This is a genomic window from Pseudomonas sp. FEN (assembly GCF_904067045.1).
GTDB lineage: Bacteria > Pseudomonadota > Gammaproteobacteria > Pseudomonadales > Pseudomonadaceae > Aquipseudomonas.
In genome coordinates this window covers 66,966-88,752 of record NZ_CAJFDC010000014.1, presented here as the reverse complement: position 1 = coordinate 88,752, position 21,787 = coordinate 66,966, and the positions used below count along the sequence as shown (strand labels likewise).

The window sequence follows — 21,787 nt, the reverse complement described above, 5'->3', positions numbered from 1 at the left end:
TCAACTCTTCAAGGTCAGGTCAAACTGATGATTCGGACGTTCAGTAAGCTTTTTCGCCACGGGCGTCAGCCCAGGCGGCCCTCTTGTTGCGGCTGTGCACCGAAGCGCCTTGGGGGGAAGCATATGCGTCTGTTGACTGACTTATTAGATGGTTTAATCGAGTTGCATTCATCCAGTAATAGGTTGAATTGCGCTGGGCCGGCCACTACTCCCTATGCCGGCCTGCGGACGGTCACTGCGGTTCAGCAGGCGCATAGCCTGTTCCAGGAGCAGCGCGAAGACGATGGCCGCGCATGCGAAGATGAACAGCAGCACATGATTACCGCCGCTGGCGTTGAACAGCGCCGAGTAGGCAAACCCGGCCACGGCCTGGAACGTGGCGAACGACACCGTGGCGCGACTCCAGGCGATCTGTTGCTGATGATGCTCGGGAACCAGCTCATGAACGCGCGCCAATGCCAACGGTACGATGCCCGGGGGGAACGAGCCGAGGACCACCGCGAGCACGGCCAAGGCCAGGAAGGAACTTGAGACCGGTATTAGACCAAGCGCGATGGCCTGCACCACCAGCACCAGCCGGATGCCCAGCCGAGCCCCCAGCTTGTCGGCCAGAAAGCCATAGGTCACCGGGCCGATAATCGAGCCAAGACCGTACATGATCCAGATCAGCGCCCCCCTATGCGGTCCGGCGCCCAAGCCTCGGGCCACATAGTCCACAAGAAACACCATGGCGGGTACCAACCCCGCAGCCATGAATGCGTATTGGCCAAACAGCAGGTAGACGCCAGGGTTTGTCGGGGCTGGCGAGCTGTTGTCGCGCGCCGGGGCTGTTTCATGTGAGGCGGCTGCCGGCCAGCCGAACCAGCTGGCGGCGGTCAGGATCAAGGCCAGGGCGCCGAGCCCGAACCAGGTGTCCCGCAGGCCAAGACTCAGCAAAGGCGGCACAATTGTCCCCGAGCCGGCGATACCCAAACCGATGCCAAGGAAGATCGCGCCGCTGGCCAGGCCTTTACGCGATGCCGGTACATGAGGCAACACTGTCGCCGCCACCAGCACCATGATCGCACCGCCAGCAACGCCGGACAGTAAGCGCCAGCCAAAAAACCAACTGACTGACAACGGAAAGCCACAGGCGAACAACGACAGTGTCACCGCCAGCATCATCAGGCGCAGCGTGCTCTTGTTTGTCAGCCGCTGGGCCAGCGGTCGACCCGCCAGTGCGCCGATCAGGTAACCCACCAGGTTCGCGGCGCCCAGGTAGACCACATCGCTGGCGGAAAACCACTGCGCCTGGATCAAAGATGGAATCAACGGCGTGTAGGCAAAGCGCGCGAGGCCGATACCGACCAGGCTGGCGCAGAGGCCGGCGAGGATCGGCAACCAGATCGCGTTGCGGGCAGGCTCGAGGCCGGGTGATGTGCTGCGCATGGGAAAGGTCCTGTGAATTGACTATACCCAGCATATCGAGATTTACTGATGCAATAATGCAGTGATTTTGCTTTTCAGTGCTGCGTATTTGCAGCGGTTGGAGGTCGTATGAATTGGGATGATGCACGCATGTTTCTCGCGGTCTGCCGCGAATCGACGTTGCGCGGCGCGGCGCGCGTGTTGAGGGTCGATCAGGCCACGGTCGGTCGGCGGATCGTGGCGCTGGAAAAGTCCTTGGGGGCGACACTTTTCCTGCGGACCTCCGAGGGATATGCGCTGACGGCGGTCGGTGAAGCGGCGTTGAAGTCAGTGGAAAAGATGGAACATTGCGCGCTGGAGCTGGAGCGGCAGATCGACGGCCTTGATGACCGACTGACCGGCATCGTTCGAGTCAGTACCACCGACTCCCTGGCCATCGACTTCCTGATCCCGGCAGTGGCTCGTTTGCACGAAAAACATCCGGACATCCGGGTTCAACTGGATGCGTCTACTCAGATGATCAGCCTGGCGAAGCGTGAAGCGGACATTGCCGTGCGCAATACCCGTCCGGACAATCCCGACCTGATTGCCCGCCGCATTGCCCGCTGGCCGGTGGGGCTGTTTGCATCGCAAGGTTATGTGGATGTCCGAGGCGTGCCAACGCCAGGTTCGTCGTTCGAGGGGCACGACCTGGTGGTATACCAGCCGTACTTGCAGGGCAACAAGGATTTGACGCTTGTCTCGGAATCACTGACTCGTGGACGGATTGTCTCGACTCTGGGTTCCGGTCTGCTGGTGCGACGATCCATCGCCGCGGGGATCGGGCTGGGAGAGATTCCCGTGTATATGGGCGAGAGGGACGGGTTGGTCCGGGTGTGGCCGCAGCGCACCAGACCGCTGCCTTATGATGTCTGGCTGGTCACCCATGCGGACCTGCGGCACACCGCCCGGGTTCGTGCGGTGATCGATGAAATTGTCGAAGTGTTTTCTTCAGGCGGGCATCTTGGCTGAGTCTGACACTGTCAAACGTAAGCTCAAAGCGCCTTCCCGGAGAGGCTGTCCAGCAGGCTCGCCACCACCATTTCCCCCATTCGCGTGCGGGTCTGAAGCGTCGCGCTGGCGCGATGTGGCTGCAGTACCACGTGCTCGTTGCCAAACAGGGCCTCGGGAACATTCGGTTCATCGACGAATACATCCAGCGCCGCCCCCGCGATCTCACCGGCGGCAAGCGCCGCCAGCAGATCGACCTCGTTGACCAGCTTGCCGCGGGCTACGTTGATCAGATAGCCGTCCTTGCCCAGCGCTTGCAGCACCTCGGCATTGATGATGGCTTCAGCCTTGTCGGCGGCGGCGGCGAGAATCAATGCATCACTGTCGCGGGCCAGCTGTTTCAGATCGGCGATGAAGGTGTGGTTCACGTCGCTCATTGGCTGCAAATCGGTGTAGCTGATCGGGCAACCGAACGCCGCGGCTCGGGTCGCCACCGCACGGCCGACCCGGCCCATGCCGACGATGCCGATGCGCATGCCGGACACCTGACGGGCCAACGGCAACGGTGCCAATGGTGTTGCGCTATGGGGCCATTGGCCCGAACGCACATAACGATCACTGGTACAGAGTCCTCGACACACGGCAAGCAACAATCCGATGGCCAGGTCGGCGACATCTTCGGTCAACGCACCTACGGTCGTGCTCACGCGGATCCCGCGATCCCTGGCGTAAGCCAGATCCACCGCATCGGTGCCCACGCCGTTGACCGCTACCACTTCCAGTTTGGGCAACCGGGCCATCAACGCCTGGCTGATTCCGGTATGCCCGCCGGTGATCACGCCACGAATGTTCGCGCCGTGCTCCTGCAAATAGGCGGGTTTGTCGGTCTGCTCGAAGTAACGTCTGATGGTGAACAGCTCATCCAGCCGGGCGTTGATTTCGGGAATCAGGATCGGGCTGAGTTGCAAGACTTCTGGCTTCATGTGGACCTCGCGTAACGGAATAAAAAGGCCGGTTCAACCGCGACCGGCAAACGGCATGGCGCTGGCCATGACGGTCATGTTCAGGACGTTCGCCGACAGCGGCAGGCCAGCGATGTAGCGCACGGCATCGGCCACATGCTTGACATCCACCATCGGCTCTACCGCGATGGTACCGTTAGCCTGGCGCACGCCTTTGGTCATGCGTACCGACATTTCGGTCAGGGCGTTGCCAATGTCGATCTGGCTGCAGGCGATGTTGAATTCCCGGCCATCCAGGGCCAGGGATTTGGTCAGCCCCAGCACCGCATGTTTGCTGGCGGTATAGGCGCTGCTGAACGGGCGCGGGGTATGGGCCGAGATCGAGCCGTTATTGATGATGCGTCCACCCTGTGGCTGTTGCCGACGCATCAATCCGAAGGCACCACGGGCGCAGAGAAAAACGCCGTTGAGGTTGGTGTCGATCACGTTTCGCCACTGCTCGAATGTCAGTTCATCCAGAGGCACGGCGGGGGCATTGACCCCTGCGTTGTTGAACAGTACGTCCAGGCGTCCGTAGACCTCGGTGATGGTTGCAAACAGCGAGTCGACACTGGCCGGGTCGCGTACATCGGTGGGCACCGCCAATGCTTCGCGTCCTTCGCGCGCCGCCAGCTCAACCAATGCCTGCAAGGGCTCCAGCCGGCGTCCAGCCAATACCAGTGTGTATCCGTCGGCCATCAGCCCCAGGGCCACGGCGCGGCCGATCCCGCTACCGGCGCCGGTTACGAGGGCCACTTTCAAAAGGGGAGTGTTAGACATGTTGTTCCATCCTTTCTCGAATCAGTACGGTGAGTGGTCGGTTCAAGGTCGCTGAGCGACGCGCATTTCCAGTTGGCCGATGCCGTCGATCCCGGCGTTGATGATGTCACCTGGCTGCAGTACATCGACGCCCGCCGGGCTGCCGGTCATGATCAGGTCTCCGGCCCTCAGCGCGACCGACTGAGAGATCCGGCTGATGACTTCACTGACTGACCAGATCTGACTGTCGAGGCTGTCGCGCTGACGCTCCTGGCCATTGACGCTCAGCCACAAATCGCCATCGGGGTGTCCCGCGCGAGTGACCGGCACGATGGCGGTCATCGGCGCGGCGCCGTCGAACACCTTGGCGCCTTCCCACGGCAAACCATTGCGCTTGGCCGCGCGCTGGACATCACGCCGAGTCAGATCAAGACCGGCGGCATAGCCCCAGACGTAGGCCAGCGCCTGGCTCTCTGGAATATTGGCGCCACCCTCGCCGATGGCCACGACCAATTCGATTTCGTGGGCGAACTCTTCCGTCATTGGCGGGAACACCACTTCACCCACGGCATCCACTACATTGCTCGCCGGTTTCATGAAGAACACCGGCGGTTGTCGGGACTGGCCTTGTGTGTCCGGCCAGGGGTAATTGCGGCCGACGCAAAACACCCGACCGACGGGGAAGCGCTGCTGGCTGCCGACAACCGGCAAGGTCACGGGCAGATCGGGGGTAAAAACGTATTCGGGCATGTTCATCCTGGTAGAAGTCCTGTTGGAAGCGTCAGCGTACGGCGGCAATCTATTGTGAAGTTGGACGAAAGCCGCTTCGTGTTGGAGAAATAGGCTTTTCTGGGCTCAGCGCACCTTGAGTTCGATGCGATACAAGCGGCCGAGCAGCAATGAGTAGGACAGGGTGCCGGCCAGGGCCACGCCGCCAATGAACCAGAAGGCCCAGGCAAACGAGCCCGTCGCGTGGACGATCGCGCCAATCACGATAGGGGTGATGATGCCGCCGATGTTGGCGGCCAGGCTGGTGATTCCGCTGGTCAGGCCGATCAGTTCCTTGGGGGCGACTTCCGACACCGCCGCCCATGACGACGAGGCGATCCCCTGGGCGAAGAAGGCCGTGGTCAGCACGGCAATACAGATCAGGTTCGAATCGGTGAAATTCACCAGGACGATCGACATCCCCAGCATCGATCCGACCACCAATGGCAATTTGCGTGCAAAGGACATTGAATAGCCGCGGCGTATCAGCAGGTCGGAGACAATGCCGGCGAGCAAAATGCCGACCGTTGCACCCACGAACGGCAGCACGGCAAAGATGCCCGCCTTGATCATGGTCAGGTGCCGTTCTTCGATCAGGTACGTGGGAAACCAGGTGAGAAAGAAATACAGCGCCGAAGTGCTGGCAAACTTGCCGATGCAAATCGCCCAGATCTGCCGATAGCCAAACAGCTCGGCGATTTGCCGCCAGTTGAAGCGGGTACGCGCCTGACTGCACTTGACCAGTCCACCTCCGACTTCGATGTACTTCAATTCTTCCTTGCTGACTTTCTTGCAGTTCAGCGGATCGCGGTACACATACAACCAGATCACCCCGAAAACAATGCCGAGTATCCCGGTGCTGTAGAACACATGGCGCCAGTCGTAGGTCGTGGCCAGCCATAACAGCGCGCCGGTAAACAGTGCCGTGCCCAAATACTGGCCGCACACGTAAATGCTGCTGGCCAGTCCCCGTTCGCGGGCCGGAAACCACACCGTGACCGCACGGCTGTTGGCCGGAAATGCCGGCGCCTCCATGGCGCCGACGGCCAGGCGCAAACCGAACAACGAAGCGAACCCAGTGGCAAAACCTTGGCACACGGTGACCGCCGACCAACCGATCAGCGACACCCCGTAGGTGAACCGCGAACCGCAGCGATCGGCAATGAACCCGGCGGGTACCAGTGCCAGTGCATAGGTCCAGGCAAACGCGGAAAAAATCAGGCCCATCTCAATCTTGTCCAGGCCCAGGTCCTTGGCCATGAACGGTGCCGCAATCGAAATGTTTACCCGGTCGATGTAGTTGATGATGGTCGCGATCAGCAGCAACGACAGCATGAACCAGCGCTGGCGTGTCGGCAGCCGCTGAGGGAGCAGGGCATCCTGGGCAGCGCCAGGCACTGTCGATGCGGTGGACGGGGAGGTTGGCGAATTCGACATGAATAGACCTCTTTATTGTTAGAAGAATCGAGATATTTGCGCGCAGCCGACCCCGTTGCCGCAAATGCCGAGGGCAGGGCAATCATTGTTTGAATGAGCGGCGCGGACAGTCACTGCCAGGCGTTCAGATGCGCCTGGCGGCCGGGTCGTTCGAGGTGAAGTCGGGAGGGTCGACGAGGGATAGAAGCAGGTTCATGGCGTGCGCACCTTTTGATTGTTTTTGGATGGGTCGGGCTGCGTTGCCTGTAACAGTGGTCGTACAACTATTCAAAATCAACGAAGGCGTTAGATCGTTTTTTCTCTTGAAAACAGTGCAAAGCGCATCTGTCCAAGAAATAAAACCCGCTTATTTTTTGTGATTTTCTCTTTAATTGTTTTTATCTATTTGTTTTTTATAGATTAATTTTTATGTCAGACGTTTTTATTTTTTGGACAGACGAGTCCTTGCACACGGGAACAAACAGCCTCTCCATTTTGCTGTCATCCTATGACTCGATTGAAAATCAGCCGGATTGACCTGCACAATCACCCCTGTCGCCGCCTGCTTCGTAGTGCGACGACAACCTGCCCATGTACCTGCCGAGGACTTTCAGGAGATGTTGTCAGCGAGTCGAGTGCCGACCTACGTCATGCAGCAGCGCAGCGAATTGACGGACTTCTATATCCGCGACAAAAGGGGGCGGCGCGCCGAGACCAGTCCGCATCGCCACGAGTATTTCCAGATCCAGGTCAACCTCGGTGGCGATACCGTGCAGCATATCGGCAACGTTGAGCGGCCGTTTCCGCGCAACACGCTGGCCTTCATCCTGCCCCATCGCGTGCACGTGATTCCGCATCCGGCCGACAGCAATTTCATGGTGATCAATTTCTCCCAGACCTTTCTCCTTCCGCATTTGCAGTGCGACCCGATGGATCTGGAGGAAGTCTCGATTCTCCTGGCGCCCGAGCTGTCGCCGTTCCGCTTCCAGGAACATCTGGATTTCATCCTGGGCGATGAGGATTTCAGCAAAGTCTGCGCTCTGATCGCGCAGATGCGCCTGCTGGATGAGAACCGTCAGTTTGGCACCCGCGAGATGCTCAAAGGCTTGCTGCTACAGCTTATTGGCAGCGTCTGTGCCTTGTATGCCGAGCCGCTCAAGCGGTTGGCCGAAGAGAATGCCGCCGAAGTCAGCCGACGCGATGCGCTGGGCAGGATGTCCGAATATTTGCGGAAAAATATCGCCGATCCCGATCTCAACCTGATCAAGGTTGCCGCCGCGACTTACCTGTCACCGACCTACCTGACCCACTGGTTACGCAAGGAAGTCGGCAAGACCTTCACCGAGCTGGTGCTCGAACGCAGGATGCACGCGGCGCGCAATTATTTGCTCAATGGAACAAGACCCGTGGGGGAGGTGGCGAGGCTGTGCGGTTTCGCCGACGAGGCTTATTTTTCGCGCCGTTTTCGCCAGATCCACGGCCAGCCTCCGGGACAATTCAGACGCCAGCAACTCAATCCCGACACTCCGCAATCACCGTCCAGCACGTGACTGACTGCTCATCAGCAATATCGCCATTGTCGAAGTGCGGGATGGGGCGTCAAAGGTCGGTCATTTTCAGGGCTGCTTCGGGCAGGCGCTCGCCTTGGATCCGGATCTTCGCTACTTCTACATTGATTTGATTCAGGTCTTGCGCGCTCAGTTGAAGATCGACGGCGCCGAGGTTTTCCTCCAGGCGATGCAACTTGGTGGCGATGATGACCTGGTCTCGGATCGGTTGCAGGGCTTCGCCGACAAGTTCTTCGTTGACGAACGGACCGTAGGACTCGGCCGTGTCGAAGAGGGTCACGCCACGATCATGTGCGGCGCGGATCAGCTTGATCATCTCTGGCTTGTCGGCCGGCGGCCCATACAGGGCGCTCATGCTCATGCATCCCAAACCCAGGGCCGAAACTTCAAGGTTGCTGTTTCCAAGCTTGCGCTTTTGCACGTTTATTCTCCGGTGAGGTTGATCAAGCGTCGCTCAACTGCGGTGCGGCGTAGCGCCGTCGATGGGGTATCCAGGTCATGTAACAATCTAGCGGCCGCCTGCCAAGGCAACTAGATGGTAAAGTCGGCAAAGACTATTGAAGTGAGCTCATTAATGCCGAGAGGAAGCTACAACGACCTGATGGCCTTCATTGTCGTTGCCCGCGAGCGGAGCTTTACCCGCGCGGCGGCGCAGCTTGGCGTCTCTCAGTCGGCGCTGAGTGGTTCGCGCAGCATGGTCTTGCGCGTCCCGAAAAACTTCGTGTTTTAGAGTTGTGGCCGTTCGTCAAATAGCTGAATCCGTAGGCCCTAGGCATGAAAATGAACCGCTTATCCCTGCCGCCAGTACCGGCTGAACTGCTTAGCCAGACGATTGATTGGGCGATTGCCTCACGACGCAGCATTCGGGCATATCTGCCCACACCTGTGCCGTGCGAAGAAATCGAGGCGATCTTGGATGTCGCCCGTTTTTGCGCGACAGGCGTCAATATGCAGCCTTGGCGCGTCCACGTGATTACGGGGGCTGCCAAGACTCGGATTTCACGGGCTATCGCTCAACTGGATAACGAGCCGTTGCTCAGCGGTCACCTTGAAGACGCCTACGAGTACTATCCACGAGAGTGGACATCGCCGTACGTGGACCGACGCAGGAAAGTGGGCTGGGACCTCTACGGCCTGCTGGGCATTGCGAAAGGTGACAAACAGCGAATGCACGCTCAGCACGGACGTAACTACCGTTTCTTTGATGCACCTGTCGGTTTGCTCTTCACCATTGACCGGGTGCTCAAGGAAGGCAGCCTGCTGGACTACGGTATGTTTTTGCAAGCCGTGATGGTGGCGGCGCGAGGAAGGGGTTTGCACACCTGCCCACAGGCGGCCTTTTTGAAATACCACCAGGTTATTTCCAACATGCTCGAGATTCCCGCTGAACAGATGTTGGTGTGCGGAATGAGCCTTGGCTATGCAGACGAGAACAGCATTGAAAATACCTTGGTGACTGATCGTGAGCCAGTGAGCGCGTTTACTAGGTTTCATCACGATAGTAAGGAGTCAACGCCATGAAGCCCGAATACGTGTGTATCCGGGTCTTTTTCTCAGAGGATGGGGTATTGAGTGATAAACCCGGAGTCAATCAGGCACTTAATGTAGCGTTGCTAGGTTCAGGGATACCGCAGGTAAACCTACAAGTAACGCGTTGCAGGTGGGCAGTGGTGGCGTGTCAATAAAAAATCACTCCGTCAGGTTTATCTGCGCGGCCTCGTCAAACTTCAACCGGGCCGTTTCAACCTCAGGCAATTTGTCGAGCGTCCATTTATGCAATTCGCGGAAGGGCTGCTGCAGTGTTCGACCAAGTTGGGTGATCTCATACTGGACTGCCACGGGTGAGAACGAGATGACCTGGCGCGAGACCAGACCATTTCGTTCCAGCCGCCGCAGGCACTGTGTCAGAGCCTTCTGAGTGACGCCCTCCAAGCGACGCCTGATGGCGTTAAATCGATGCGGCCCGTCATCAAGTACCGCCAGAACCATCATCGACCACTTGTCTGCGATTTGGTCGAACAGCGCCCGGCTTGGGCACTCCGACGAAAAACATTGCGGTTTTAATTCCAGCATCGAAGTTTCCTCATGTATACCTAGGCGACTTTAGGTGCCTAATTGACATTTAGTTTACAAAATATACTTATATGGCTTCCAAAAGCAAATGGAGTCCATCCGATGTCAAACACTGATACCAGCATTTTATTTCGTCCTTTTTCCATCCGCTCGCTTGAACTGAAGAACCGGATTGTCATGGCGCCAATGACGCGCCTGTTCTCACCTGAAGGCATCCCGGGTGAAGCGAGCACTGCCTACTACCGGCGGCGGGCCGAGGGACGTGTTGGGCTGATTTTGTCGGAAGGCACCGTGATTGATCGCCCAGCATCACGCAATGATTCCGGTATTCCTTTTTTTTACGGCGAAGCGGCGCTGGCTGGGTGGAAAAACGTAATCGATGCGGTCCACCAGGCTGGTGGGCGCATGGCACCGCAGATCTGGCATACCGGGGCCACGCGTTACATCAACGACTGGGAGCCTGATGCGCCAGTGGAAAGCCCGTCGGGCCTGGATTCGCCAGGTGACCCGCGTGGCGTGGCGATGAGTGAAGAGGACATTGCCGACACGGTAGCAGCGTTCGCCAAGGCCGCAGCAGATGCCAAACGCTTGGGCTTCGACACAGTCGAGATTCATGGCGCCCATGGCTATTTGATTGATCAGTTTTTCTGGTCTGGTACCAATCTGCGCAGCGACCGCTACGGCGGTCCGACGATCAAGGAGCGCTCGCGTTTTGCCAGCGAGATCGTGTCTGCTGTTCGTCACGCTGTTGGCCCTGAATTCCCGATCATCATGCGTGTCAGCCAGTGGAAGCAACAGGATTACGGAGTACGCATCGCTGAAACGCCAGCGGTGATGGAAGACTGGCTGTTGCCATTAGTCGAGGCTGGTGTCGACGTCCTGCACTGCTCACAACGCCGCTTCTGGGAACCTGAGTTCCCCGAGATTGACGGTGAGAACGGTCTGAACTGCGCGGGCTGGGCGAAGAAAGTAACCGGGGCCGCGACCATTAGTGTTGGTTCGGTTGGGCTAGAAAATGATGTTACTAATGCCTTCGCCGGCAAGGGATCAACCCCTGCGGGTCTGGATCGGCTCGTCGAACGTATGGAGCGCGAAGAGTTTGATCTGATCGCAGTAGGGCGTGTCCTGCTGAGTGACAAGGATTGGGTCGCCAAAGTGGAAAAAGGCGATTACGCGGATCTGAAGGGCTTCAATCCGGCATCTTTAGCCGAGTTGGCTTGAGCCTTACAGCTGAGTGGAAAGTGCGATGCCACAAAGGTTTTAGTCTGAAGGAAAAAGAGGTCTAGCCTTGGATTTTGCAAGGCCGAGATCGTAATCTGTTGTTGAGTGCGCCATGACTGTTTCAATGACCGAACATGTTAAGGCCACTCAACACCCAAGTCGACGTCTTCCCAGCGCATCTGCGCCACCCGCCCAAGTCGGCCGGCCTTTCGATTGTTGGGTTGCTGGTCGCGACGTGGCGGATCTTCAATTCCTCGATGTTGCTGAGCGCCACGTTGCTAAACGGGTTTTTGAATTTAGTGGAAGTCTGTTACAGACTATCCGGGTCGCCACAGAACATCTGGATCCGCGAGCGCAGCCAGCGCTCGCCCGGGTCGTTGTCCTGGGAGCCGCGCCAGGCCATGTGCAGTTCGAAGGTCTGGGTCTCCAATGGCGGATTCTCGGCCCGCACGCCACCGGCCGCGGTCAACGCATCGGCGGTGTAGTCCGGCACCGTGGCAATGATGTCGGTCCCGGAGATCAGGGTGCTCAAGCCATTGAACTGCGGCACCGCGAGCACGACATGCCGCTTGCGCCCGAGCTTTTCCAGCTCGGTATCGATAAAACCACTCAGGTCTCCGGCGAACGACACCAGCGCATGCGGGCGCGCGCAGAAATCATCCAGCGACAGGGGGCCGGGCATGCTGTCGGCCCGCAACAACTTGGGCGAACTGCGCCGCAGGACCTTGCGCTTGGCGTTGGCGGGCAGGTCGGAGGTGTAACACACGCCGATGGAGATCTCGCCGGAGCCCAGCGCGGCCGGGATCAGCAGATAGTTGACCCGCCGCACCACCAACACGATACCCGGGGCTTCGGCCCGCAGGCGCTTGAGCAGCATCGGCAGCAGGGCGAATTCGACGTCATCGGACAAACCGATGCGAAACACCGCGGTACTGGTCGCCGGATCGAACTCCGACGCGCGGCTGACCGCGGTGGAAATCGAGTCCAGGGCCGGGGAGAGCAGGGCGAAGATCTCCACGGCACGGGCCGAAGGCTCCATGCTACGGCCGGTGCGCACGAACAACGGATCATCGAACAGGCTGCGCAGGCGTGACAAGGCCGCGCTGATGGCTGGCTGGCCGAGAAACAGCTTTTCCGCTGCCCGGGTGACGCTCCGTTCATGCATCAGGGTTTCGAACACGATCAGCAGGTTCAGATCGACGCGACGCAAGTCGTTACGGTTCATCGGGCTCGCTTCACAAGACGGTCACTGACGGGAAAGGCTAATCTTACGGGGAAAAGTGGTTGATTCGCACGGAAAATTGAACTGTGTACAATGGTCGCCAATCAATGACAGGCATGTCGACTATTAATAGCCACTGATGGTCTTGCGAGAAAAGCCCGGATAGAGTTCATGGCATTAGAGGTTCATTTGACGAGGTTTGCGATGTCCCGCACGATCCGTTTTCACAAGTTTGGCCCGGCCGAGGTGCTCAAATGCGAAGAGCATGCGGTCACTCTGCCTGCGCCGGGCGAAGTGCAGGTGCGTGTCGAGGCCATTGGCATCAGTTGGTACGACGTCCTCTGGCGGCAGAACCTGGCTTCGTCCCAGGCCCGCCTGCCGGCCGGTATCGGTCATGAAATGGCGGGCGTGGTCACCGCGCTCGGCGATGGTGTCGACGACCTCGCTATCGGCGACAAGGTCGCCAGTTTTCCAGCCCAGAGCCCCAACGATTATCCGGTCTATGGCGAGCTGATCGTCCTGCCACGTTCGGCCCTGACCCGTTATCCGGACGTGTTGACGCCGGTCCAGGCCAGCGTGCATTACACGCCGCTGTTGATCGCCTATTTCGCCTATGTCGACCTGGCGCGGGTCAAACCGGGTCAATATGCCCTGGTCACCGATGCCAGCCACTGCGCCGGACCGTCCTTCGTGCAACTGGGCAAGGCCCTGGGCGCCAAGGTGATTGCCGCCACCAAAATTCCGGAAGAGCGTGAGTACCTGTTGTCCCTGGGCGCCGACAAGGTCATTGTCACCGAGGAGCAGGACCTGCTGATGCAGATCAACAAGTACACCGATGGACGCGGTGTCGACATGGTCTTCGACGGCCTCGGTGGCCCGCAGATGTCGATGCTCGGCGACGTCCTGGCGCCGCGTGGCAGCTTGGTGCTCTATGGCCTGCAGGGCGGCAACCAGACGCCGTTCCCGGCCTGTGCCGCGTTCCAGAAGAACATCCAGTTCTTCGTGCACTGTATCGGTAACTTCACCGGTAAGCCGGAGCTGGGTATTGTCCAGGACCAGGCGGCGCTGCAACGGGCCCTGCGCGATATCAACCAGTTGACGGCCGACCGTGTGTTGCCGCCGCTGGAAATCCGCACCTTTCCCTTCGACGAGTTTGTCGAGGCCCATCGCTTCATGGACGGTTGTCCTTGTCGCGGGCGGGTGGCACTGCAGGTCTAGTCCAACTGACCTGGCCAAGGCCGGTGGAGTCCACACAACCCCGTATCGTCCCCGCGATACGGGGTTTTTAATAGCTGCCTAGAAATATCTCCTAACAACTTTCTCGTGTCTTCGCCATCGCAAATAACATGATCAACTGAACCGGTTTTTCGCCAGATTCTGTATCTGTTAATCGCCGGGTAAGTGCTGATAATTGAAGCGTCACTTACAGCTCAAGGAATGAGTTATGGTTCAATATTATCCGCACCACCGGAGTCTGGTTGTTTTGCCAAGTTTCAGGTCCGGCCGGCCTGGATACGATGCCTGGAATATCTTGCCTTCAGGGAGTCGGGCGAAGAGCGCCCCCTTATGTCATTAATCTCTTGCAGGTAGTTATTGATTGTAGGTCGCTGTAAGAATCTTCCTAAGATATTTTATTGGTACGCAGACTCCCAACGCTAACTGGCAATCAGTGACGTCGGTCATGCTCGAAAGCTCTTGCTGTGGGTGTTCCAGACCTGTGCAATACTTTGGGTGTTGCCTGTCCGCATGCAGGGTTATATCGGGCCGGTGATCTTCCGCCCGAACCCGGCAATTGCCGTTAATGACGAGCACTGTTTGCCCGACACTGAACTCAAACCAGGTGTATAAAGGCTATGAGCTCCATTCATGAACAGGCAATGAATTATGTTTATCAGCAGGTGCTACAGCGTCTGATGAGTTATTTCACCCGCGCCGAACGTATTGCCCTGCAGTTGTTGATTCAACGTCTGATCGTAGCGGCGGGCGGTATCGAGCGGATTGGTGAATTCAAAGTCATGGTGGCCCATGGTGGCGGCAAGGACAGCAGTTATACACTGGCATTCCTTCGGGCGGCGCAACTGAGTATCGCCGGGCGTTCGCCGGCCACGTTCAAACTGCGTGTCGCCACGTTGCGGCATGCCGGTGTGACCGCCGCGGTGATGCACAATATCCATCGTGGCTACAGTACCTTGTTCATCTATGACGACCCCCGGGTCGAGCTATTGATGGTGGACAACAAGCATGTCCGGCCCTTCAATCATCGCCTGCCGATGTCCGAACTCAATCGCGATCTCAACCGCCGCAACCTGCTCATGAGCGGCCACCTCACGGCGGGCGATGGCCGAGCGACCTTCTGCAACGACTGCTATCTGTCCATGGCCGACTTCTACGAGCGCTCCAGTGCCTGGGACAAAGGTGTCGATGCCTTGGTCAGCGGCGATCCGCCCCACGAGCAGAAGCAGTACATGACCTGGCTGCTGCGCGCCACCGAGAAGCCGGAGCGAACCTGGTGCGGTGGACGGGCGCTGGAGTTCGACGAAGCGGTGAAAGCCTGTCACGAGCTGAGCCTGGATTACTACCGCGAGCTGTATGGCGAGGCCCTGGTGGCGCCCGAAGGCCCGGCTATCAGTCGCTCCAGCCGGGCCTCGGCTCCGATGCTGGTAAGCGTCCATGACTTGATCGGTCGAGATCTCGAGGAGCGCTGGCCGCTGCTGACGGAGTTTCTCGGCTTCCAGTTCGACGACCTGGCCTTCCATTTCAGCGAGTCCGATTGTGCCAATCCGCTGCTGATGGCCCATATGCGTGGTTTGCAGGCACAGTACGTCAGGGGCTTGAGCTACGAGGCCGGCATCGGCGAGTACCTGCAACTGGCCGAAACCATGATGCGCCGCAAGCACATGCCCGCGCGGCTGGTGGAGCAGGCCATGGCCGCCTATGGCAGTGGCGAGAAGATCCTTGATCGACGGGCGCTGGCCAGTGCCTACGCACAAGAGGCCTTTGGCCTGAGCGAAGCCCAACTGACCTGCTTGCTGTTCGCGCCCTTTGTCAACCGTGGCAACGGGCTTGAGGCGTTCTTGCGCAGTTGCCACCCCGGCATGCTCGTGGCCTTGCCGGACTTGCACAAGGCCCTGTCGGGGCAGGTCGTACCCGAGCAGATCTGGCAATGGCTGAGCGAAGTCAGCGGCCTGACCCCGACGTTGCTGGGGGATCTCTACACCAAGGCCCAGGTGGACTTTTCCGGCGTCAGTTCGCTGATTGCCCGGGTCCGTGCCAGCGACCCGGACAAGCACCGCATCGACATCGTCAATCCCGACAACGGTGAAGTATTCAAAGAAGTCTTGTCGGGACGTTAAAAGGGATTGGTATTGATAGTTTCAGATATTCCCAAGCCGGGTGCGGATCCGTCCGCGCCCCAGGACACGACTCAAGGATCTGCTGACAAGGGGCGCAAACACTCGGACTTTGCCTACCAGGCGGTCTATCGTTATCTGGTCAGTCTGATCAACGAGGTCGAGACCGATGCCCGGGTCAAGTTGCCGTCCCTGCGTCAGCTGGCCGAGCGTCTGAATGTTTCGATCTCGACCATCCAGTACGCTTATTCCCTCCTGGAAAAGGAGGGGCGGGTGTATTCGCTCGCCAAGTCGGGCTATTACGCACTGCCGGTCTCGGGCCCGTCGTTCGTCAGCGGTAGCGCCGATGTGCTGGAGCGCCTGTATGTGCATTCGCGGCGCCTCGGCACGCTGGTGCTGAGCAGTGATGAACCGGCGTTGCTGCTGTCGCTGGACAATCCGCTGCTGTTGCTCGAGCGCGAGCTGGTGCGCCAGTACCCACGCCAGCAGGCCCCGCAGTTCCAGCCCTTCGGCGAGCTGGAGTTGCGCACCGCCCTGGCCGTGCGCTACACCACCTCGGCGCAGCGCTATTGGCATGCCGACGATGTCTACATCGGCGCGGACCTGCGCAGCGTGCTGGAGACCCTGATGGTCGCGCTGAGTCTGAAACACGCCACGGTGTTGGTGGAGTCGCCTTGCGACTGGGTGATCCTGCGGCTGTTGCAGGCCGGCGGGGTCAACATCGTCGAGCTGCCGCTGCTGGACGACGGCGGCTTTGACCTCGTGGCCCTGGAGCACTTGCTGCAGACCCAGCCGGTCAAACTGTTGCTGATGTCTTCCGGGCTCAGCGTGCCCCGTGGCAGCCTGATGCCTGTTGCGCAGCGCCAACACCTGGCCCGGTTACTGGAGCGTTTCGGCATCTGGCTGCTGGAAAACGACAGCCATGGCGAGTTCGCCTTCGAGCCTTGTGGCCCGCGCATGCGCGACCTGGTGGACCCTGACCGGCTGCTGGTGTTCGCCAGTTTCGAGCGCATCATGGGCGCCGAAGCGCCGTTCGGTTATCTGCTTTCCCGGCACCTGGGGGCGGAGTTGCAGCGGCATTTCCTGTTGCGTTCGTTCCGCATGTCGCCAACCCGCCAGAAGGCCATTGCCCGGCTCTACAGCAGTGGCCGGATCGACCAGCACCTGGTGACTTTACGTCGCTTGCTGCAGGAGCGCATGGCGCACATGAGCGGCCTGCTGCGCGAGCGACTGGCCGACAGCCTGGTTTTCGTGGCGCCACAAGGCGGGGCGACAATGTGGGCGCGGGCGACCCGACCGGTGGACATGCGCAAGGTGTTCGAGCGCTTGCTGGAACAGAAGATCGTCATCGCTCCCGGCGAATTGTTCAGTTTGCACGGCCTGCATCAGCAACATCTGCGTTTGTGCAGTACCTCCCATCGGCACCTGGACCAGGCGCTTGGCGTGCTGGCCGATGCCCTGCGCCTGGAACAGCTCGACTGACGCGCCCTTTGTCCGTTTGTATTTGCCAGCGGCGGGATGGCCTGTTATCTGTATGTATAACCAGCATTCGATAACCGTGGTCCTTCTCGCCCGTGACAAGCCAGCCCCTCGACGATCCGTTCTACTACCTGAACAACTTCCAGCAAGTGCTCGACTGGTTGGTCGAGCGCTATGCCGATCTGCTGGATACGCGGGAACAGGCCTTCATTACCGACTTTGCCGGCTTGCCCAAGGCCTCCCGGGCCTTGCTGGTGCGGATGGTGATGCGCAAGGGCGAGCACTTTCGGGCCGGCAAGCTGAGCTATGCCGAGATCGGCGAGCCCGGGCCGGCGGTGCAACCGTTGCTGGCGCTGGGCTGGGTGCGCGATGACGCGCCGCTGAGCCTGGCGCAACTGTTCGCGGTCCTGCAAAAGGCCGAGGTGTTGAGCGGTTTCAAGGCTGATATCACCCAGCCCAGGGCCAATAAACCGGAGCTCCAGGCGGAACTGGCCTTGCGCTTTGATGAGAGCCGACCGTTTGCCCAATGGTGCCCAAGCATTCCCGAGCCGCTTTACAGCCTGCAGGTGATGCCTTTGTGCGATCGTTTGCGACTGATGTTTTTCGGCAACCTGTATCAGGACTGGTCCGAATTCGTGCTCGCGGACCTGGGCATCTTTACCTATGAGAAAGTCGAGTTCTGCACGTCGTCCCGGGGCCTGCGCAGCCGCGCCGACCTGGACGCTTATCTGCATCTGCACGCCGCGCGCGAAGCCCTCGATGGCGGCGCGGAGCCCGGGCTGATTCGCGAACAGGTCAATCAACTGGACACCGACAACCCCTGGTTGGAACGACGCAGAAGCAAGCTGCTGTTCCAGCTCGGGCAACAGAGCGAGCGCCTGCAAGACTGGTCCGGGGCGCTGGCAATCTATAGCGGCTGTGCCTACCCGGCGGCGTGTTCGCGGCAGATCCGCGTGCTCGAACGTCTGGGCGCGTTCCAGCAGGCCATGGACCTGGCACTGCAGGCGCAGGACTCACCGCGCAGCGCCGAAGAACAGCAGCATCTGTCGCGCATCCTGCCCCGTCTGCGGCGCAAGCTCGGGTTGCCGGCCATGGCGAAAGCCACGCCCGTGCCGGTGCCCCGGCTGGACCTGGTGCTGGTCCACGACCCGGCGCTATCCGTCGAGGAAGGGGTTGCCCGGCACCTGCACGAGGCGCAGGCGCCGGTCCACTATGTTGAAAACACCCTGATCAACTCGCTGTTCGGCCTGCTTTGCTGGCCGGCGATCTTCGCCCCCTTGCCGGGGGCGTTTTTCCACCCGTTCCAGAGCGGTCCGGCGGACCTGCATGACGAAGACTTCCACGCCCGCCGCGCCGAGCTGTTCGCCGAATGCCTGGCACAACTGGAGGACGGTCGCTACCAGGACGGCATTCGCGCCACCTTCAGCGCCAAATGGGGCCTGCAATCGCCCTTTGTGTTCTGGAACGTGCTGACCCCGGAGTTGCTGGAACAGGCCCTCGACTGCCTGCCCGCCGAGCATCTGAAGCATTGGTTCGAACGCCTGCTGCTGGACCTCCGCGCGAATCGCGCCGGCATGCCCGACCTGATCCAGTTCCGGCCATCGGACAGGAGCTACCGGATGATCGAAGTCAAAGGTCCCGGTGACCGCTTGCAGGACAACCAGCTGCGTTGGCTGGAGTTCTGCCGACAGCATCGGATGCCGATCACCGTCTGCTATGTGCAATGGGCGCCGGTGGCGTCTTGACCTACCGCGTCGCTGTGCGCGCCCTGTGCGAGTTCACCGCCAAGGTCGGTGACCTGGACCTGCGCTTCACGCCGTCGCCCAGTGCCCAGGAGGGCATGCTCGGACATCGCACCGTGGCTTCGCGGCGTGCCGAGGGTTACCAGGCGGAACTGCCGGTGGAAGGCTATTACCGTGACCTCAAGGTCCAGGGCCGGGCGGATGGCTACGACCCGGGGCAAAACCTGCTTGAAGAAATCAAGACCTACCGTGGCGACCTTGCCGCGCAGCCGACCAATCACCGGCAACTGCACTGGGCGCAGGCGCGGATCTACGCCTGGCTGGTCTGCCAGCAGTTGCAACTGGCGCAAGTGAACCTGGCGCTGGTGTACTTCGATATCGTCAGCGAAAAGGAAACCGTGCTGCGGGAAACCTGGAGCGCCGTGGATCTGCGGGCGTTCTTTGAGGAACAGTGCCAACGTTTCCTGCATTGGGCCGAGCAGGAGGCCACTCATCGCCAGGCCCGTGACCTGGCGGCCCGCGACCTGGCCTTTCCCCACGAAGATTTTCGTCCCGGCCAACGCGCCCTGGCCGAGACGGTGTACAAGGCGGTCAGCACCGGGCGTTGCCTGATGGCCCAGGCGCCGACCGGGATCGGCAAAACCCTCGGCACGTTGTTTCCGATGCTCAAGGCGCTGGCACCGCAGCAACTGGACAAGGTGTTTTTCCTCACCGCCAAGACACCGGGTCGTCAGTTGGCCCTGGACGCCGCACAGGTCCTTTACCAGCGCTCGCCCGAGCTACCGCTGCGGGTACTGGAACTGGTCGCCCGGGACAAGGCCTGCGAACACCTGGACAAAGCCTGTCACGGCGAGTCCTGCCCCTTGGCCCGGGGCTTTTACGATCGCCTGCCCGCGGCGCGACAGGCAGCGGTCGGCGTCCCCTTGCTCAACCAACAGGCGTTGCGCAGCATCGCCCTGGCCCATGAAATCTGCCCCTATTACCTGAGCCAGGAAATGGCCCGCTGGAGCGATTGGGTGGTAGCCGACTACAACTACTACTTTGACTTCAGCGCGCTGTTGTTCGGCTTGGCCCAGGCCAACCAGTGGCGGGTGGCGACGCTGGTGGACGAAGCCCACAATCTGGTGGAACGCGGGCGCCAGATGTACAGCGCGAGCCTCGACCAGCAGGACCTGGACAGCGTTCGGCGCAGCGTGCCCGAAGCCTTGAAAAAGTCGTTCCAGCGCTTGAACCGTGAATGGAATGCCCTCTACAAGGAACAGGTCGCGCCTTACCAGGCCTATGCGCAGGCGCCCGCCAAGCTGCTGAACGCCATTGGCCTATGCGTGTTGGCCATCGGCGACTACCTCAATGAACATCCGCAAGGCGTCGACGGCGAGCTCCAGGGCTTCTACTTCGAGCTCCTGCAGTTTTCCCGGGTGGGGGAACTGTTCGACGAGCATTACCTGTTCGACATCAGCCTGCGTGACAGCGGGCGCCGCCGGAGCTCGCAGCTGTGCCTGCGCAACGTGGTGCCGGCGGCTTTCCTGCGCCCGCGGCTGACGGCGTGCCGTGGCAGCGTGCTGTTTTCCGCGACCTTGAGCCCCCGGCACTACTACGCCGACTTGCTGGGCCTGCCGGCGGACACCGCGTGGATCGATGTCGAGTCGCCGTTCAAGCGCGAGCAGCTGGATTGGCGAATCATCAGCCGGATCTCCACCCGCTACGTGCATCGCCAGGTCTCGTTGGCGCCCATCGTCGAGTTGATGGCCGAACAGTTCGCCCAGCTTCCCGGCAACTACCTGGCATTCTTCAGCAGCTTCGACTATTTGCAGCAGGTAGCACAGCTGTTGGCCGAGACCCATCCGCACATTCCGCTCTGGCAGCAATCACGGCGCATGGAGGAAAGCCAGCGCCAGGCCTTTCTCGAACAGTTCAGCGAACACAGCCAGGGCATTGGTTTCGCGGTCCTTGGCGGGGCCTTTGGCGAGGGCATCGATTTGCCAGGGCAACGGCTGATCGGGGCTTTCATCGCGACCCTGGGCTTGCCGCAACTGAACCCGGTCAATGAACAGATCAAGCAGCGCATGGCGGCGTTGTTCGGCGCGGGATATGACTACACCTACCTGTATCCGGGGCTGCAGAAAGTCGTGCAGGCAGCGGGGAGGGTGATTCGTGGCGAGCAGGATCGCGGCGTGGTGCTGTTGATCGACGATCGTTTTGCCGAGGCCAAGGTGCGGCAGTTATTGCCGCGTTGGTGGCGGGCCTGAGCGTTCAGTCGCTTTCCTGCCAGGATCGCCAATCCGCGAGGGGGTAGCGGTCAAAGATCTTTCGGAACCAGATCGTGTACTTTTCCGGTTCGGCGGCAATGCACCCTGGGATGTCGGACAGCAGCAGCCATTCCCAGGCCAGGGCCTCATCGGGATTGGCGACGGGGGGGAGGTCGCTGCTACCGACGAACAGATGATCGAACTCATATTCGATCAACTCGTTCGAGACCTGTTCACGATAGAGCAGGGTAGCCACCTGTTTCAGGGGGCAGGTCAGCCCCATCTCTTCGAACAAGCGCCGTTGGGCGGCGGCGTGGGTCTGTTCGCCCAGGCGCGGATGGCCACAACAGGTGTTGGTCCAGAGGCCTTGTGAGTGGTATTTGCCAAGGGCACGCTGTTGCAGCAGCAAACGGCCGTGCGCGTCGAAGATGAAGATCGAAAACGCCCGATGTCGCAAACCTTGTTGATGGACGGACAGCTTTTGCGCACTGCCGGTTTCGTTGTCGTGCTCATCCACCAGAATAAGAGTTTCCTCCACGACT

Annotated in this window: 17 protein-coding genes and 2 pseudogenes; 10 read left to right on the top strand and 9 right to left on the bottom strand. The window is 60.1% G+C overall.

Annotated elements, in window-relative coordinates:
- Positions 1–168: 168 nt before the first annotated feature.
- Positions 169–1,428 (bottom strand): YbfB/YjiJ family MFS transporter, encoded by a 1,260-nt coding sequence (locus tag PFEN_RS16875; RefSeq protein WP_191487960.1) that lies wholly within the window; start codon positions 1,426–1,428, stop codon positions 169–171.
- Between the two features lie 108 nt (positions 1,429–1,536).
- Between PFEN_RS16875 and PFEN_RS16870 the strand changes: the two genes are divergently transcribed.
- Complete coding sequence (locus tag PFEN_RS16870; protein WP_191487959.1) at positions 1,537–2,418, top strand: LysR family transcriptional regulator; 882 nt, start codon at positions 1,537–1,539, stop codon at positions 2,416–2,418.
- A 23-nt stretch (positions 2,419–2,441) separates the two neighbouring features.
- Here the strand turns inward: PFEN_RS16870 and PFEN_RS16865 are convergent, their stop codons facing one another.
- From PFEN_RS16865 to PFEN_RS16850, 4 genes are all read right to left on the bottom strand, one after another.
- Complete coding sequence (locus PFEN_RS16865; protein WP_191487958.1) at positions 2,442–3,380, bottom strand: 2-hydroxyacid dehydrogenase; 939 nt, start codon at positions 3,378–3,380, stop codon at positions 2,442–2,444.
- A gap of 33 nt (positions 3,381–3,413) precedes the next feature.
- Positions 3,414–4,178, bottom strand: coding sequence for an SDR family oxidoreductase (locus PFEN_RS16860; RefSeq protein WP_191487957.1), 765 nt, complete (start codon positions 4,176–4,178; stop codon positions 3,414–3,416).
- Between the two features lie 42 nt (positions 4,179–4,220).
- Positions 4,221–4,913 carry a fumarylacetoacetate hydrolase family protein gene (locus PFEN_RS16855; RefSeq protein ID WP_191487956.1) on the bottom strand — a complete coding sequence of 231 codons (693 nt, stop codon included), beginning with the start codon at positions 4,911–4,913 and terminating at the stop codon, positions 4,221–4,223.
- Between the two features lie 99 nt (positions 4,914–5,012).
- On the bottom strand, positions 5,013–6,362 hold the full coding sequence (locus PFEN_RS16850; RefSeq protein WP_191487955.1) for an MFS transporter: 1,350 nt from the start codon (positions 6,360–6,362) through the stop codon (positions 5,013–5,015).
- A 596-nt stretch (positions 6,363–6,958) separates the two neighbouring features.
- Between PFEN_RS16850 and PFEN_RS16845 the strand changes: the two genes are divergently transcribed.
- Positions 6,959–7,891 carry a helix-turn-helix transcriptional regulator gene (locus tag PFEN_RS16845; protein ID WP_191487954.1) on the top strand — a complete coding sequence of 311 codons (933 nt, stop codon included), beginning with the start codon at positions 6,959–6,961 and terminating at the stop codon, positions 7,889–7,891.
- A 193-nt stretch (positions 7,892–8,084) separates the two neighbouring features.
- Here PFEN_RS16845 and PFEN_RS16840 read toward each other — a convergent pair.
- A pseudogene (locus PFEN_RS16840) lies at positions 8,085–8,330 on the bottom strand (aldo/keto reductase); the annotation flags it as partial.
- Positions 8,331–8,483: 153 nt separating this feature from the next.
- Here PFEN_RS16840 and PFEN_RS16835 point away from each other — a divergent pair.
- Positions 8,484–8,591, top strand: a pseudogene (locus PFEN_RS16835) (helix-turn-helix domain-containing protein); the annotation flags it as partial.
- 92 nt (positions 8,592–8,683) lie between these two features.
- Positions 8,684–9,430: a nitroreductase gene (locus PFEN_RS16830; RefSeq protein ID WP_191487953.1), complete on the top strand. Its 747-nt coding sequence runs from the start codon at positions 8,684–8,686 to the stop codon at positions 9,428–9,430.
- 168 nt (positions 9,431–9,598) lie between these two features.
- Here PFEN_RS16830 and PFEN_RS16825 read toward each other — a convergent pair whose 3' ends face one another.
- Positions 9,599–9,982 carry a winged helix-turn-helix transcriptional regulator gene (locus PFEN_RS16825; protein WP_191487952.1) on the bottom strand — a complete coding sequence of 128 codons (384 nt, stop codon included), beginning with the start codon at positions 9,980–9,982 and terminating at the stop codon, positions 9,599–9,601.
- Between the two features lie 102 nt (positions 9,983–10,084).
- Here PFEN_RS16825 and PFEN_RS16820 point away from each other — a divergent pair, with 102 nt between their 5' ends.
- Positions 10,085–11,203, top strand: coding sequence for an NADH:flavin oxidoreductase (locus PFEN_RS16820; protein ID WP_191487951.1), 1,119 nt, complete (start codon positions 10,085–10,087; stop codon positions 11,201–11,203).
- Between the two features lie 310 nt (positions 11,204–11,513).
- Here PFEN_RS16820 and PFEN_RS16815 read toward each other — a convergent pair whose 3' ends face one another.
- Entirely contained in the window at positions 11,514–12,428 is a 915-nt protein-coding gene (locus tag PFEN_RS16815) for a LysR family transcriptional regulator (protein WP_224770987.1), read from the bottom strand.
- Positions 12,429–12,629: 201 nt separating this feature from the next.
- Between PFEN_RS16815 and PFEN_RS16810 the strand changes: the two genes are divergently transcribed.
- From PFEN_RS16810 to PFEN_RS16790, 5 genes are all read left to right on the top strand, one after another.
- Positions 12,630–13,643, top strand: a complete 1,014-nt coding sequence (locus PFEN_RS16810; protein ID WP_191487950.1) for a zinc-dependent alcohol dehydrogenase family protein — start codon at positions 12,630–12,632, stop codon at positions 13,641–13,643.
- A gap of 635 nt (positions 13,644–14,278) precedes the next feature.
- Entirely contained in the window at positions 14,279–15,778 is a 1,500-nt protein-coding gene (locus PFEN_RS16805) for a hypothetical protein (protein ID WP_191487949.1), read from the top strand.
- 27 nt (positions 15,779–15,805) lie between these two features.
- Positions 15,806–17,257 carry a PLP-dependent aminotransferase family protein gene (locus PFEN_RS16800; RefSeq protein ID WP_191488208.1) on the top strand — a complete coding sequence of 484 codons (1,452 nt, stop codon included), beginning with the start codon at positions 15,806–15,808 and terminating at the stop codon, positions 17,255–17,257.
- A 92-nt stretch (positions 17,258–17,349) separates the two neighbouring features.
- Positions 17,350–18,999: a VRR-NUC domain-containing protein gene (locus tag PFEN_RS16795; protein ID WP_191487948.1), complete on the top strand. Its 1,650-nt coding sequence runs from the start codon at positions 17,350–17,352 to the stop codon at positions 18,997–18,999.
- A complete protein-coding gene (locus tag PFEN_RS16790; protein ID WP_191487947.1) occupies positions 18,996–21,245 on the top strand; it encodes an ATP-dependent DNA helicase in 2,250 nt (749 codons plus the stop codon). Before PFEN_RS16795 ends, PFEN_RS16790 begins: the two co-directional genes overlap by 4 nt.
- Before the next feature lie 4 nt (positions 21,246–21,249).
- On the opposite strand, the gene idi is transcribed toward PFEN_RS16790, so the two are convergent.
- Positions 21,250–21,783 (bottom strand): isopentenyl-diphosphate Delta-isomerase, encoded by a 534-nt coding sequence (gene idi, locus PFEN_RS16785; protein WP_191487946.1) that lies wholly within the window; start codon positions 21,781–21,783, stop codon positions 21,250–21,252.
- Between the last annotated feature and the right edge of the window lie 4 nt (positions 21,784–21,787).

Excerpts from the sequence above, each read along its gene's own strand:
- PFEN_RS16875 (WP_191487960.1), bottom strand. The coding sequence starts at position 1,428 with ATGCGCAGCACATCACCCGGCCTCGAGCCTGCCCGCAACGCGATCTGG.
- PFEN_RS16870 (WP_191487959.1), top strand. The coding sequence starts at position 1,537 with ATGAATTGGGATGATGCACGCATGTTTCTCGCGGTCTGCCGCGAATCG.
- PFEN_RS16865 (WP_191487958.1), bottom strand. The coding sequence starts at position 3,380 with ATGAAGCCAGAAGTCTTGCAACTCAGCCCGATCCTGATTCCCGAAATC.
- PFEN_RS16860 (WP_191487957.1), bottom strand. The coding sequence starts at position 4,178 with ATGTCTAACACTCCCCTTTTGAAAGTGGCCCTCGTAACCGGCGCCGGT.
- PFEN_RS16855 (WP_191487956.1), bottom strand. The coding sequence starts at position 4,913 with ATGAACATGCCCGAATACGTTTTTACCCCCGATCTGCCCGTGACCTTG.
- PFEN_RS16850 (WP_191487955.1), bottom strand. The coding sequence starts at position 6,362 with ATGTCGAATTCGCCAACCTCCCCGTCCACCGCATCGACAGTGCCTGGC.
- PFEN_RS16845 (WP_191487954.1), top strand. The coding sequence starts at position 6,959 with ATGTTGTCAGCGAGTCGAGTGCCGACCTACGTCATGCAGCAGCGCAGC.
- PFEN_RS16830 (WP_191487953.1), top strand. The coding sequence starts at position 8,684 with ATGAAAATGAACCGCTTATCCCTGCCGCCAGTACCGGCTGAACTGCTT.
- PFEN_RS16825 (WP_191487952.1), bottom strand. The coding sequence starts at position 9,982 with ATGCTGGAATTAAAACCGCAATGTTTTTCGTCGGAGTGCCCAAGCCGG.
- PFEN_RS16820 (WP_191487951.1), top strand. The coding sequence starts at position 10,085 with ATGTCAAACACTGATACCAGCATTTTATTTCGTCCTTTTTCCATCCGC.
- PFEN_RS16815 (WP_224770987.1), bottom strand. The coding sequence starts at position 12,428 with ATGAACCGTAACGACTTGCGTCGCGTCGATCTGAACCTGCTGATCGTG.
- PFEN_RS16810 (WP_191487950.1), top strand. The coding sequence starts at position 12,630 with ATGTCCCGCACGATCCGTTTTCACAAGTTTGGCCCGGCCGAGGTGCTC.
- PFEN_RS16805 (WP_191487949.1), top strand. The coding sequence starts at position 14,279 with ATGAGCTCCATTCATGAACAGGCAATGAATTATGTTTATCAGCAGGTG.